General features: G+C 40.4%; 8 protein-coding genes. All 8 read right to left on the bottom strand.

The genetic code is table 11. The features are described 5' to 3' along the window. Positions 1 to 12: 12 nt before the first annotated feature. The 8 genes from HMPREF9455_RS07040 to HMPREF9455_RS07005 all read right to left on the bottom strand — a co-directional run bounded on the left by HMPREF9455_RS07040 (position 13) and on the right by HMPREF9455_RS07005 (position 15,096). Positions 13 to 3,090, bottom strand: coding sequence for a SusC/RagA family TonB-linked outer membrane protein (locus HMPREF9455_RS07040; RefSeq protein WP_006798943.1), 3,078 nt, complete (start codon positions 3,088 to 3,090; stop codon positions 13 to 15). 22 nt (positions 3,091 to 3,112) lie between these two features. Next, positions 3,113 to 4,462, bottom strand: a complete 1,350-nt coding sequence (locus HMPREF9455_RS07035) for an IPT/TIG domain-containing protein (RefSeq protein WP_242052454.1) — start codon at positions 4,460 to 4,462, stop codon at positions 3,113 to 3,115. A gap of 542 nt (positions 4,463 to 5,004) precedes the next feature. Then, the gene (locus tag HMPREF9455_RS07030) at positions 5,005 to 7,158 is read right to left on the bottom strand and encodes a GH92 family glycosyl hydrolase (RefSeq protein ID WP_006798941.1); all 2,154 of its coding nucleotides are present in this window, start codon (positions 7,156 to 7,158) and stop codon (positions 5,005 to 5,007) included. An 86-nt stretch (positions 7,159 to 7,244) separates the two neighbouring features. Beyond that, entirely contained in the window at positions 7,245 to 9,887 is a 2,643-nt protein-coding gene (locus HMPREF9455_RS07025; RefSeq protein ID WP_006798940.1) for an alpha-L-rhamnosidase, read from the bottom strand. Between the two features lie 74 nt (positions 9,888 to 9,961). Further along, entirely contained in the window at positions 9,962 to 11,446 is a 1,485-nt protein-coding gene (locus HMPREF9455_RS07020; RefSeq protein WP_006798939.1) for a glycoside hydrolase family 125 protein, read from the bottom strand. Positions 11,447 to 11,479: 33 nt separating this feature from the next. Continuing rightward, positions 11,480 to 12,679, bottom strand: coding sequence for a glycoside hydrolase family 76 protein (locus tag HMPREF9455_RS07015; protein WP_006798938.1), 1,200 nt, complete (start codon positions 12,677 to 12,679; stop codon positions 11,480 to 11,482). Positions 12,680 to 12,700: 21 nt separating this feature from the next. Further along, a complete protein-coding gene (locus HMPREF9455_RS07010) occupies positions 12,701 to 13,897 on the bottom strand; it encodes a glycoside hydrolase family 76 protein (protein WP_006798937.1) in 1,197 nt (398 codons plus the stop codon). A 65-nt stretch (positions 13,898 to 13,962) separates the two neighbouring features. Further along, the gene (locus HMPREF9455_RS07005; protein ID WP_006798936.1) at positions 13,963 to 15,096 is read right to left on the bottom strand and encodes a SusE domain-containing protein; all 1,134 of its coding nucleotides are present in this window, start codon (positions 15,094 to 15,096) and stop codon (positions 13,963 to 13,965) included. Positions 15,097 to 15,126 lie beyond the last annotated feature (30 nt).

Genomic DNA, 15,126 nt, shown 5'->3' with positions numbered 1-15,126 from the left:
TGCATTTAATGTTTATAGATTAACTGATATTCCTAATGAAATGGTTTTGCTAAGCGGGTATTTTTTCCCATCAGAACTTCCCATTTCCGGATCCCATAACTTGAATTTGGAGAATGTGAGTAGGTTGGTACCTATAAAGAAAATGCGGACATTACTCATATGCATTTTATTCACTAAAGCCGTAGGAAATGTATAACCGATATCCAGCGTTTTCAGTCGTAAATAAGAGCCGTCTCTGAGCCAATATGTAGAACTTTGGTAATTATTCGAATTAGCACCATAGGTCAGACGTGGATATTCTGCATTCGGATCTTCATTCTCACCTAGTATCCAACGATTCGAGTTAGCCAAATCGCTCAATATATTACCCCACCCGTCACCTAAACTAAACATATGAACGGAAGAGCCTCCGATTTGGAAAGTCGACTTCCCAACTCCCTGGAAATGCATGCTCACATCCAATCCTTTCCACTTGGAAGAAATACCAAACCCATAAGTAAGGTTCGGTTTCGTTGTTGCACCGATAGCAACCCTGTCATTGTCATCAATTCTTCCATCACCATTAATATCCTTGTATTTTATATCACCGGGCATCACATCGCCAAAAGTTTGTGTCGGGCTGTTCCGTATCTCTTCATAATCTTTAAACAACCCCAAAGCAACCAGCCCGCGGGCTTGATTCACACGATGTCCTTTCTGTAGCTTATACCAATAAATAGAGTTTTCCTCATCCCTTTCAATTATCTCATTTTTGCTGTAGGTCATATTGCCACGTAAAGTAAAATCAACATTTCCGGCTTTTTGTTTGAAAACGAAGTTTCCATCAAATCCCCGGGCTTTCACTTCACCTACATTTGCATAAGGATTACTCTCTACGCCTACTGACCATGGGAGATACGCACGTTCCATATAGATGCCCTTACGATGTTCATAGAAATAATCGATTGTTCCTGATAATCTGTTTCCCAAAAAAGAAAGGTCTATTCCGAGATCCTGCTTGGTCGCAATCTCCCAAGAAACATTCGTAGAAGCTATCTCAGAATAATATTTACCGGCATATTCCCTGCTATAGCCGTAGTCTCCAAAGTTATAGGCACTGTTTGCCGTTGTATTAATCGTGTAGAGATAAGGGAAACGAATATCTTTATTGTCCTTTTTACCTAAATTGTCACTACCAGTTTTTCCCCATGAATAACGTACTTTGAACATATCCAACCAGCTGATATCTTTCAAGAAAGGCTCCCCAGCAATATTCCATGCTCCTGAAACAGCAGGAAAGAAACCAAACCTGTGATCTCTGTGGTAATTCTCAGATCCTGTATATCCAAAGTTGAAATCGACAAAATAACGACTCGCCCAATTATAATGGACACGACCGGCCAAACCTTGATTACGACGGGCTATACCTTGTTTAAGATCGTCTCCAATATCTACTGTTTGCGTTTTAGATGCTTGGGTGTATTTTAAAACTCCTCCAATATTATGGTTGTTAAATCTGCGATCGTAACGAAGTTCCCATTCAAAAAATTCATTCCTTTTTCCTCCGGCTCCAGAAGATTGTGTCATAGGAGACTCCTTTACAATCTCATTAAATACAAGATCTCCGTTTATATCCCGCGATTTTTCTGCTTTATGCATTGCAGGATATTTATATCGCCTGATCCAATTACTATTTTCGGTATCATATCCAAATCGTCCGGTAAAGAAGAGGCCTTTCGTAATAAAGTCCAGTTTCTGATCCAGAACCACGCTGGTCTGAATATTATTATCCCAGTTTTCCCTGTATCCGGTCATCGTGGCTTGCACCCATGGATTGAAACGGTCTCCGTTATCATTACCATAGGCAGGTACAAGTCCATTAGAGTACAATATAGGAGCCATGATCGGATTATATCCCATTAATGCTGTCCAGATAGCATCACTTCCTATTCCGGCATCATTTTGCTTGCGCAACGAACCTGAAACACCTACTTTCAACAAGGTAGTTTTTGTAATATCAATATCGACATTCATACGGTAAGTATATTTTCGGAAATTGGCATTCGTATTATAATCTTTCAATGACTTATCCACCTTGTACATACCTTGCTGATCCTGATAGCTTCCCGATACAAAATAACGCGCTGTCCTTCCTCCTCCACTCATATTCAGCGTAGCACGAGAACTCCAAGATCCATCCCGCAAGAGAACATCCATCCAATCCACATCCGGATACAAATCCGGATCCAGTCCTAAACGAAATATTTCCAACTCTTCAGGTTGATAGAGGACATCCTGATTACGTGTAGTCTTGGCTTCATTAGCCAGGGATGCATATGTATATCCGTCTGCAAAATCCGGCACCTTAGTAAGCATACTATAGAATCCTTCCAGCTTTGCACTAATATTAATTTTCCCTTCTTTCCCCCGTTTAGTATTGACCAAAATAACACCATTAGCTCCTTTACTACCATAAATAGCTGTAGCAGAAGCGTCTTTCAATACGGTAAAGGACTCTACATCTTCAACACTGACTTCATTTAAATCACGTTCGAAACCGTCGATCAGTACCAATGCCGCATTACTCCCGCCAAACGTAGAAATACTGCGTATCCAAAACTCGGAAGTACTACCTGGCTTACCGGATGTCTGCATTGCCATAATACCCGGTACAACGCCTGCCAGACCATCTGCTATAGATGAGGTCGGATTTGATTTCAGTTCCTCAACATCGACAGTTGTAATAGCCCCGGTCACAGCAATTTTCTTCTGGACTCCTGTTCCGGTAACAACTACTTCGTTAAGTACACTTCTGTCCGACTCCTTCATAACTATATTGACAACACGCTGTTCTTTCACTAATACCTCCACTTTATCAAAGCCGACATAAGTAAAAACCAGTGTATGGTAAGAAGTCATATTAATCTTATATTTTCCCTCTATATCGGTAATAGTCCCCAATCCCGGCATATTACTTATGGATACACTCACTCCGATCATAGGTTCGTTATTCGTATCGGTCACGATACCTGTTACTTCTATAGTTTGCTGAGCCAAGGCACTGACCGAAAACGTGAGTACCAATATACATGTTAATAAAAAGTTTCTCATATCAATATGTGTCTATCATTTATTATTCTTCATAAGCAACTTTGCGGATACGACGATTATTGGAATCTCCGATATAGAAACATTGTCTTTCTTCATCATATGCTATTCCGGCCGGATAAGCAAAACGGGCATCCAGACGTAGATCACCATCTCTGTATCCACTGGCTTGAGGTGTACCGGCAAATGTGGAGACTCTTCCCTGAGGAGTCATAATACGTACCACATGATTCGCTTTATCACAGAAATAGAAATCATATTCGTCTTCCTGACCTTCGTACTCCGGATTTTTTACAAAGACTCCCTGCTGAGGCTCATTTACACGGGCATAACTACCTACTCCATCTGCATAGCCTGCAGTTTGATCTTTTCCGGCTATCAGATAAGGCTCAGTAAAATTTTTGGTCGCCCAATTATAATCGGAACGCATAATATACTGCCTGTTATTCACTATTATATATGCATAGTTCCCCGTAGGATGAATGATAATAAAAATCCTTACCGATGCATTCGGAACCCTGAATATGTTCACACCTTCTTTTGTGCCTACCACACCTCTCCATACCATACCCGTATTATAGAATGCATAATAGTACTCTCCATTTATCGGATGTACAGCAGCAGCTCTGGTTCCACGACCGGCAGCCATTGGAGTCAGGCTTTTAAATCCCGATTCACGGGTGAGCAGATAATTTCCCGGCTGAGTATCATTAGATTGGTCATGTGTAACAATCATATCACCTCCCAACGTCCAGTTAATACAAGGAATTCCATTTTTATTAGGATTAGGTATACCTGTATTGAAAGTGCTTACGTATTTTTTCTCAAAATCAATAAGCCTGCATGATTTATCATAACCGGCTACATACAGATGGTTGTGGTTCAGAGGATCGAATACTAACCACTCCATTTTTTCGAATCCTCCACAATCGTTAAACGGGCCATCCTTTACATCAAACTTCGTATTATTTTCATATGTTTCCCCCAAGAAAGAACTGACAAGCATTTTCTTTTGATAGGCATAATGTTCTCCGGCCTCTGCATAAGCAATCTTTTCTCCACTCTCGTCAACGATACTTACTTCAATATCACCATCGTAAGCTTTCGCAGGGACAATGCAATATAAAGATTGGTGATTAACTCCGATTATCCTTGCATTTTGCCCGCCAATAGTAACTTTGATCTTAGAGAGGTCATTCCCAAAGTTTTCACCATAAATAATCATTTTCTGATTGGCTCCTCCCTCTTTCGGTGCGAAATCAGAGACCACAACAGGCTTCGAAGGATCGAAGGCTTGCGAATCCGTGTCGGATTTATCGTCTTTGCACGATACGCAAAGAACGATCAGCAGCATCAACCAATGCTGAATTTTCATTCTGTTTTTCATTTTCATAAGAATAGGTCTGAATTTAGTTTGTTAAAACATTTCACAATTGTATCCAAAGACAGCATGAGCTGTCTTGTCTGTATGTTTATCGTAAATTAAGTATTTGTTAATTTTCCTTATTCTCTGACTTTTTCCAATTCAATTAAATGGGCGAGACGTATTTCATCGGTATTTCATAGATTGTAATTTATCATTTGTTAACGTCACAAAGGAATGGGAATTTAAATTAGAAAGATGACAGAAAAGTAGCTATAAATAGCACATTTTTCCCATTCATCGTTTTAGACAGAAAATAGGACTAAGAAGGGAGCAAGTATTGCGTTTTCAGCTTCTTATAAATATCAGAAGTGGGAAGGAAGTATGGGTTTGGGTGTAGATAAACTCCGGTTATGAAATAGAAGTAAGTTTATCAGGAAGGAATGATGTGGAATCTCCAATTCGCTAAAAAGAACAATCCTGCCAATAATGCTATTGGCAGGATTGTTTATCTAATGTCCTAGATTAAATTTATAACAGTAAATAACGGATGATTACTTAGTTGAAACAACAAGCTCCTTTCCTTCTTTCAATTGTTGGTGCGTAATAAAATAACCATCTATTTTCTTACCGCCATAGCTTATATCGGTAATCTTCTCTCCTGTACCTTTTCTCTTAATCGTAAAATTCTTTCCATCCAGATTAAACACTACCTTGTCAAATAATGGTACAGTGACTATATAGTGCGGATCTGCAGGAGAATAGGTATATAGACCGATTGCATTCAGTACATACCACGACGACATTTCACCTGCGTCATCCATGCCGCAGTATGCTAACCGTTCGGGCCCCATACGATATTGTTCGTTCAGTATCTTATTCAGTATTTTTTGTGCTTTTTCCTGTTTATCAATAAAATAATACATATACGGAATACTATGTCCCGGCTGATTACCATGGCAATACTGGCCGATGAAGGTAGTCAGATTATGGGCCTCATAGTTTTTCCATGGAATAACAAATAAAGAATCGAGCTTTGTCTCAAAGGCCTCTTTACTTGGGTATAAAGCAATAAATCCTTCAGGATCGTGCAAGGCAAAGAATGTCGACTGCCATCCGTTAGCTTCACGGTACATGTATTCATAAAAAGGACGTTCAGGGCTGAAGGGGGTTATCCATTCTCCATTTTCCAGACGTCCGCGCATAAGTTGGGTAGACGGGTCGAACAGATGTTTGTAACTATCTGTCCTTTTCATCAGTCTATCATAGTTCTCCTTATCTGCGAGTTCCTTAGCCAGCAATGCCGTAGCATAATCGTCATAAGCATATTCCTGGGTCTTGGTTACAGCCGCTTTAGCTACAGTCTCCAATTTGGGGCCTTTAATATCCATCTCGGATATCCATCCCCGCTCCATATATTCTTTTATATGCGGACGTCCACCCTTACCCTCAACAAAAGCATTGTTGAGAAGTAATTTGTATGCCGCCTGCACATCAAAGTTCCGTATACCTCTCAGATAACTTCCTGTAACAAATGTAGAGGCATGGTCTCCATGAAAGAAACTCGGCATGAACCCTCTGATCTCACCCCGGTCTGTAATAGAGCTGATAACATCGGCTGCAACATCCGGCGAGATCATTCCCAATAAAATCAGTTTATTACGGTAATCATCCCAAAAAGACGGATCACTGTAATAACGGAATCCTTTGTTTACTACTTCACCTCTGCCATTCACAAACTCTCCGTTGACGTCACTCAATAGTATCGGCCACAGGAAAGCACGGTAGAGAGTAGAATAGAATGTTTCCCTCTGTTCACCGGTACCACCCGATACCTGTATTTTCGATAGTAAGGTATCCCATGTATTTGTTGCTTCACTCCTCACCTGGTCAAAATCTTTGGCAAGCATCTCCGCCTCAAGATTCATTCTGGCATTTTCGATACTTACATAAGAAAAACCGACTTTCATCTCCAACGGGTCGTTTATATCCTTATTGTCGAAGAAATTGACAATGCTGACTTCCGTATCACCTTCTTTCAGCTTTTCCACATCTTTTATCTTATGGTTGGTCACAGCATAAAAATAGAATGTAGGGCCGGTTTGCTGATAGCCTGTAAATACATTGTCTGACGTTTTTTCTATTTTCCAATCTCTTACATGTTCGTTAGAACGAGCCAGGTCTGCTAGCAGCCTTTTGTTCTTCCCTTTTTTATAGGTATATCTATGGAAAGCACATCGCAACGTAGAAGTCACTTCTGCATTTATATCATATTTTTGGAGATATACCTGATAGTAGCCCGGACTGGCCGACTCCTTGTCATGACTGTAAGCCGAGTAATAAGACTTAGGTGCAATCTCCCCGCTAACAGCAACAAGAGGAACATAGCACAAATTCCAATGCCCCTTGCTGGTATGGGCAAAAGCATATATAACCGTATCTTCATACTGGTAACCTGAGCCGCTTCGCCACATGGTGACAGGTGTTACCTGAACCATCGAATTCGGGACCGATGCACCCGGATAAGCTTCGGCTCCCCATGCCCTGCGGGTTGGTTTATATCCAAGATCGATACTGTCCCAAAGGGTGGTAGTACCAATAAACGGATTGACATAATCGGTCAGACGTTTTTTACTCTCCTGAGCATAACAGCCAACTACAATCAGCATTATTGCTCCGATAATGATAAACTTATTTCTCTTATACATACTCTTTGATTAAAAACAAGTGAAAACCGAAGATTCTTTAAAGCCTGTTTAATTCTAAAAAAAATCCAAACAGGCTCTTTTGCCTCTTATCTTAAAGCGAATCTGTATTTATGCTCTCCTGAGCCTACATTATATTTATTGTCTCCGGCATAAATAGTTGCAGTAGATCCTGCCGGAATTTTCACGGTCATTTCTATATTTTTCCCGTCAGCCTTCCATTCAGAGGATATTTTTCCGCGTACAGAATTATATTCGCCTTTTACCCATTCCAGATCGGCGATGAAATATGGCTTTATAATGATATTTTCGAATCCGGGCCTGGATATATCGTAATTAATTCCTGCCAGATAACTGGACATCCATGCACTGATATCACCCATAAAGACATGGTTTAACGAAGCGTCGTGGAATTCGGGACTTAACAGCCATGTTTCGGCAAGTGTTGTATAACCCTGAGTCTCTACCCAGTACCCCCATGAGGGAGCTTCTGTTTTGGTTGCCATTTTATAGGCATCTTCCACATAGCCATATTTACTGAGCATGCGAAGAACTGTTTTGCTTCCAAGCAATCCGAAATCAAGGAAATGATTATTCTCCGCCACAATTTTTTGAAGATAATCGGCCACCGCCTGTTCTTTACCTTCCGGAACTATCTCCAGATAAAGAGCTATTGCCTGTGCTGTCTGAGTACCGTTTGCATAAACTGCCGTTTCGGGGTTGAAGAATTTGTCGTTGATTATTTTTTTTAGCGATTCCGCCTTTTCTTTATACATGCTTGCATCTTTGCCCAATATAGTTGCAAAACGTGCCATGAGCATATAATCGAGATAATAATAAAGCGTGGAGGTATAATCGTTAGGGGTCTGAGCTTTGTAATATACCCAATCACCTAATCCGAAAGTAAGTAGCCCGTCTTTTTCCTGATTTTTCAGATACTCCAGATAGTTTAGCATTGTAGGATACAACCGTTCTATACAGCGTTTGTCTGCATAATAATCGTATAATGCATTCGGTACGATAAACAGTGCGGCATCCCACACAGGACCCGGCCAATCGCCAAAGCCCCATCCCGATGATGGTATGATACCCGATATACCTCCGTTAGGACGCTGGTTATCGATGAAGTCGTTCATCCATTTCTCATAAAATGTAATACCATCGAAATTGAGAAGAGCCAGATCCATGGCAATATGTGCATCGGCAGTCCATCCATTCTTCTCCCGTTGAGGACAATCGGTAGGTATGCTATGAATATTTCCCCGGTAACTTTGATTGGTTGCAGCCCATATTTTGTTAAGGAGCTTGTTGGAACTGCTGAAATATCCCACTTGCGGTATATCCGTATGCAGGAACAGTCCTGTTATATTATCTTCGGTAAGTGTTACTGGGCGGTCGGTTTTTACTTCTATATACCTGAAACCATGATAGGTAAATTGTGGCGTAAATTCTTCTTGTTTACCAGAGCCTTTCAGTATGAATATATCTGTTTGGAAAACCTCTCCCGGTTTCTCCGGACGATAATAAACATCAATATTGCCCGGTTGCAAGCGGCCATCGTCTTTCAGCAATTCTCCATGCTGTAGAGTAAAGGTTGTCCCTCTTTCTCCTTTTACATTCAGACGACATACACCTGCTATATTCTCTTTTAAGTCAAAAACAAAGAGGGTATCACCAAAGGATTTTAATAACGCAGGCTTTATTTCTTTCGTTATACGTATCGGCGGCATCTGCTGGGAAACTATTAATGGTGCAGGACTGTCTGTTATCTTAGCTGCTATCCAGTTTTTTTCATCAAAACCTGTATTGTTCCAGCCTTCCTCTTCCAGGCGACCGTCGTATCTGTCACCACTGTATATATTATTATAGATATACGGGCCTGTATTGGTCTTCCATGTGTCATCCGAGGCAATTACGTCCGTAGTACCATCTGCATAAGTAATTCTTAATTCGCATAACAAACGAGGACGGCCACGCCAGTCGGCTCTCTCAAAATCCCAAACAGCCTTGCTCTGACAGTTATAGAAGCCATTACCTAATACTACGCCTATGGCATTGCCGCCTCTGTTTATTAATGACGTGATATCGTGAGTCGCATATAATATACGTTTATTGTAGTGTGTATATCCGGGATCCAGATAACTATTGCCTACCCGCTCCCCATTTAGAAACATCTCGTAATAGGCAGTTCCTGAAATATAGAGAGTAGCATGGGCTATATTTTTTTCTACTTTGAATTCTTTTCTGAAAAGTGGTGCCGGCTCATATTCTTTATCGTGGGTGTCGGATATCCAACTGGCAACCCAGTCGGATTGAGATAGTTTTCCCATACCGAACATATTGATTGACGAAATACAAGAGTCTCCCTTATTGCTCCAGACAGTGACGTCCCAATAGTAACGCTGATGTGATTGAAGCTTTTTATCTCCGGAGTATTCCGAAGAAAGAGACTGACCGTTAGTCATTCCTGAATCCCATATATCAGGAGTACCGGACAGTAAGAATGAGGAATCAGTAGCGATCCTGATACGATACGTTTCCTGGAGAAAGTCTTTAGCATCATTGAGTTTCCAGTTGAACCGCGGTTGAGGTGTATCCAGACCTAACGGGTTATCGAGGTATTCGCATTGGGCATTTGTTATTGATACTGTTGCATCTTTCTGACAAGAAGCAAATAAAAGCGCTATACACATAGCTAGTATATTCAGATGTATCGACCGGGTATTTGTCATGGTATTTTAGGTCTTCAGTATTATACAATGAGTGACAGGAGATTTTTCCTGCTCCTGCCACTTTGGTGTTCTGTTTATTTAATACTATTCAGTAGTTCCACTTTCCCTTCATTAATCTGCTTCAAAATCAACTCTCCGAACAGAGTGTTTTGCCATGCAAACCAAGAGCGGGTAAAGTTCTTCGGGTCATCCTTATGGAAAGATTCATGCATAAAACCTGTACCTGCATCGGTATTCATCAACATTTCTATGCATGCCTTGATTTCTTCATCGTTGTTGCTGGTAAAAGCTTTCATCATAATACTCATTGGCCAAACCATATCGTAACCAATATGAGGCCCACCAATTCCTTCTCCGGCCGTACCTTTGAAAAAATATGGATTGTCTTTGCTCCATACAAATTTCCTGGTATTCTGATAGATGGGATCATTAATATCCATATCTCCTAAATAAGCCAAAGATAAAAGGCTGGGAGCATTAGAGTCGTCCATCAGGTACTGGTTGCCAAATCCATCTACTTCGAAAGCGTAAATGGTACCATATTCCGGGTGATTGTAAGTTGCATATTTCTTCAAGGCTGTCTCTACTTCCTGAGCCAGATCGCGACATTCCTGAGCTTGTGCAGGACGATTACTTACCTCGGACAGTATCTCGGCAGCTTTTCTGAGCGATGTTACAGCAAAGAAGTTGGAAGGTACCAGAAACTGGAAGGTAGTAGCATCATCAGACGGACGGAAACATGAAACAATCAGTCCTACAGGATTTACAGGATTACCTAATCCGCCATTGTTTAAGGTATCTAACTGGCGTTCGGTTTTCCTTTGGAATTTGTAGGGCCCAATTCCATCTTTACGTTGCTGTTCTTTGAATGTTTTCAGAATATTTGTGATAGCTTGCAACCATTCTTCGTCAAATATACTGGTATCACCTGTGGTTTTCCAATAGTGATATGCCAAACGGAGTGGGTAGCAAAGAGAATCTATTTCCCATTTTCGTTCATGCAACTCCAGCTTCATATCTGTCAGGTCACTCATCCACTGGTGATCGGGATTAGGATCGTGCGGATCTATAAAAGCATTGGCATAGGGGTCAATTATAATACATTTGAACTGGCGGCGGATAACACCCGCAAGCATCGCTTTGAGCTCAGTATCGCTGTTAGCCAGTTGTACATAAGGCCAAACCTGTGCCCCCGAATCGCGCAACCACATGGCATGGATATCACCGGTATAGACCACTGTATCGTCCTTACCATCTGTTTTTCGGTAACGCACGGTTGTATCCAGCGTATTAGGAAAACAATTTTCGAACATCCAGGCTAACTTCTGGTTGGTGAGCAATTTTTTTACGCGGACAATTTCATTTTCCACCGCGTTCGATTTAAAAAAGCGGTCTTTTTGAGGAGGACGGTTACTCTTGTATTTATTATCCACATTAAATATATTCCCGATATTCGTATTGTCTTTAGGGAGAGCCAGCGTATGCGAAGCCTGTACTTCCCCAGCCATAGAGAGTGCTGCCACTACACTGCATAATAGTGTAAGCTTTTTCTTTTTCATTTTGCTTGATTTGATTAATTGCTATTAATAAAGTTACTTATATTTTTTCAGATTAGCCAGTCGTCCATACATTTCAACTATGGCAGCTTGTGTCAACAACCATTTTTTTGCATCTTTATTTTCACCACTAAAATCTGTGCTGAACAAACCGTTTTCATCCCGGGCATTATTCCACGCATAGTCTAAGCTTTTGTCGAAGGCTTCGATATATGTTTTATTATTATCCAGATTATATAATTCAATAAATCCTCTTAACATGACTGCAGTAAACCAAACATCACCTTTCTTTATCATACGGAATTTCTCGCCGTCTTTACCTGTGAAATCTGAAAAGAAATAGTTGTAACAGGCCTGCGCTATGTTTTGCGCTTCGACAAGATATTTTTTGTCATTTGTCAGTTTATATAATAGTGCTGCCGATTGCATCATCTGACCACTATTGTATGCATATTTCGCTTTGCTTATTTTGCCGTCTAAACTGATATTATCAAAATATAAGTAGTCTGTATCCTGCAAATGGAGTTTAGTCCATTCATATAGTTCTTTTCCCTTATGGAAATAAGCGCTGTCATTTGTCGCCTGAAAAAGCTTAAATGCATACACAGCCCCGGGAGCATTGGAACATGTGTTTTTAGACTCCTTTTTTTGTTCGCACCAGTAAATTCCTCCATTCAGTTTTTCATCGGTTCCGCTTAAAATAAATTCCCATATCAGTTTGGCTTTATCAAGATAAGCAGGTGTCTTAGTCAACATATAGGTATCGGTGAAATCAATCCCCAACCATACATTATCATCATAGAAGCGGTCGGATACAGGAGCCGAACTGATATAAGAAGCATAGGCATAGGGCGTTCTCTTTGTATCGAAATATTCTTCAAGCCCCAGTAATACCTGCTTCTCCAGAATTTCGTGGTATTTGTTCTTATCGCCGGCTTCCATCATTACATTGACGGCAGAGAATGTGCCTGAATAGGGCCAAAGATATGAATATTGATTCGGTCTATTATTTTGTTCATCCGCAGCAAGATAAGTCGCAGTATACTTATTGTCGAAGGGGAAGGTCTCGTGCAATAAATGAGTATCGGGCGCTGAATAGTTTTTATAAAGAGAGTCCAGTGTAACCTGGGCTCTCTCTAAATTTTTATTTCCAGTACCTGTATCATTTACTCTGCCTGCACAACTTATCAGTGTGAAAACACTAAGAGATGAGAGAAGAGCATAGGAAATTCGCATAACGCTAGTTTTATTATGTTTTTATAAAATACCTTTCTTTTGCAGCAAAGCCATAGCTTCGATTGTAGTTGCAGCACTGATTGCTGAACGAAGATCACCCCATACCTCTGTTTCTGACGGTGTTAACCACCATGTATAACTGAATTTAATATCCGGAGTTTTTTGAGTCCCCTTAATCCACAGGTATTCCGCGTTATTTTTGAGGAATGCCACATAGCGGGCTTTATCCGACTGAGAAAGATCGGGGTGCTGAACCAGAATGGTGAAATAACGCACAAATATCCCTTTGAACAGGTTACAGTCATGGCCTCCTCCATCACCTGATTGCTCGCCATAATCCCTCATTATTCCATTTGTCGCATTTATATTATAAGTTATATGGTAATTGGTAATATTAAGTGCATCATTCCAGTATGTCTTATCACCCGTAATATCATATAACTCCAATGCTGCTCCCAGATATGTGCCCACATCGTAAGAATAATCACTATTGGTATCATTTACATTTTCAAATACCCTACCCGAAGAAATTATTGTACGATAATATTTCATCCAGTTATATATCCTTTTGGCCCATTCAAGATCGTTCAGCCCTTCTACTACTTCATCCGGATATTTCTTGTATCTGCGGGCAGCGATAATAGCAGCAGGGCCATTGGCAGGAATTCCTTTACCGTCACCTTTTATATCAGAATCTTTGCGCCATTGAATACCACCTCCTTCATAATCAGTCCATCCTTTGGCAATCCAGTTCCATAAGTCTCTTGAAGATGCTTCGTATCTTGTGTCTCCGGTAGCTTCCAGGGCTCTCATATGAGCTAAGCCATGCCAGCCCATATCATCATAATATTCATTCTCCCAATTATTGCTATACCAGTTTTTTTTTCTTACCCCTTCATACCAATCATAAATAGCCTGCTTGTATTTATTATCATTGGTACGCAGATAAGCATCCACCAGCACATCAAGGCCATGAGCTTCAGGCCAATAGTCATTCCCTGCGACCTGTCCATCATAAGTATTATTGAAGCAGTGGCTCGTCGTATTCCAATATCTGTTTACAAACGAAGTGGTACTACTATCTACTGCCGCAGTCCAGTTTACTGTATAGAACCCATCCCTTGTTTTTGTTTGTCCATCAATGTAACCATCATCATATTCGACGCAGGACGAGAGAATCAATGCTATGATAAAAGGAATTATATATATTTTTTTCATAAATATAGCTTTTTATTATTTACAAGAGCAGGCAATATACCTGCCCTTGTTTTAATTCTCAATATTTAATTTTTCTTTACAGTATGTGTGTAACTTGCTCCTCCCTGCATGTAAAGGGTAACTGTTACACTTGAATTATCCATTTCTCCGGCAAATTTCCATTTATCATCCCATTGAGTCACATTGTCCAATAGTTTAACATAGTAATATGATGCAGGCGAATTAGAACTTGGACCGCTATCTGTACCATTCAATGTACCGATCTGTCTTGTGCCCTTATCTGTTTCCAATTGGAATTTGTACCGTTCATCCCTACCCCAACTTTCTTGTTTAAACTCTACATTACCTGTTCCTGACCAAACTCCTAATCCGACATAATTCATATCTATGGTAACCTTATTACTAGGACAGAACCATAATCCCATTTTTGTTATACGGGTCATTGTTGTTCCCTTGTTTGAGAAGTCGAGAGTTATACGGTAAATGCCTTTTGTGTCCACTGTTGTGTTTTCACCATTATCTGCATCGGCCAGTTTTCCGGTAGCATCAATGTAATATATTTCCGGTTCGCCCGAAGTTCTGTCAACGAATGTATATGTCCCCTGATTGTCAAGTTCTGTATACATTTCAAATTTACCATCACCCAAATTTTGCATTAATATAGCTTTAGACAGATCCGCTCCGTTTTCGGTAGCTTCACCGGTAATATATACATTATCAGGAATAACCTCAAATCCTTCGAGACGTGTTACTACCAACTTGTTCTTTTGTACACAAACGGCTGAGCTGATTCCACGCCAGGAAACAACCGACCAATAAATTGTACCTGTTTCTCCGGTCGCAATTCCGGCAGCAGAAGATGCCCTGTTTATATCTACATGCGAGATATTAGCATACAGTTCTTTGCCATTGTTATCGGAGGCCAATCTATAAACAGGATTCTGAAGATCAGATTCTTTATAGAATACAACTTCGTATGCAACAAGTTGCCCGTCCTGAGCATGGCTCTGAGACCATTGGAAACGGAATGATGCTCCTTGTTGAGAGCTCAATTGCAGATTCTGATTGTCTACGGGCGCATATAAGTTGTCTACAGGTGTTACGTTCGGGTCATGATATTCCATATCATCACTTTTGCAGCCAACCATTACAAGTACGGCAGAAAATAAGATAAGAGCTTTATATATTATAGTTTTCATATTATTTTATATTTTAATATTTATTTAAAC

Source organism: Dysgonomonas gadei ATCC BAA-286, assembly GCF_000213555.1.
Classification (GTDB): Bacteria; Bacteroidota; Bacteroidia; order Bacteroidales; family Dysgonomonadaceae; genus Dysgonomonas; species Dysgonomonas gadei.
Note: the sequence above shows the minus strand (reverse complement) of the source record. Positions and strands in the feature narration are given on the sequence as shown.

Bases quoted from the DNA above. Each gene is read 5' to 3' on its own strand.
- HMPREF9455_RS07040 (WP_006798943.1), bottom strand. From the start codon at position 3,090: ATGAGAAACTTTTTATTAACATGTATATTGGTACTCACGTTTTCGGTC.
- HMPREF9455_RS07035 (WP_242052454.1), bottom strand. From the start codon at position 4,462: ATGAAAATTCAGCATTGGTTGATGCTGCTGATCGTTCTTTGCGTATCG.
- HMPREF9455_RS07030 (WP_006798941.1), bottom strand. From the start codon at position 7,158: ATGTATAAGAGAAATAAGTTTATCATTATCGGAGCAATAATGCTGATT.
- HMPREF9455_RS07025 (WP_006798940.1), bottom strand. From the start codon at position 9,887: ATGACAAATACCCGGTCGATACATCTGAATATACTAGCTATGTGTATA.
- HMPREF9455_RS07020 (WP_006798939.1), bottom strand. From the start codon at position 11,446: ATGAAAAAGAAAAAGCTTACACTATTATGCAGTGTAGTGGCAGCACTC.
- HMPREF9455_RS07015 (WP_006798938.1), bottom strand. From the start codon at position 12,679: ATGCGAATTTCCTATGCTCTTCTCTCATCTCTTAGTGTTTTCACACTG.
- HMPREF9455_RS07010 (WP_006798937.1), bottom strand. From the start codon at position 13,897: ATGAAAAAAATATATATAATTCCTTTTATCATAGCATTGATTCTCTCG.
- HMPREF9455_RS07005 (WP_006798936.1), bottom strand. From the start codon at position 15,096: ATGAAAACTATAATATATAAAGCTCTTATCTTATTTTCTGCCGTACTT.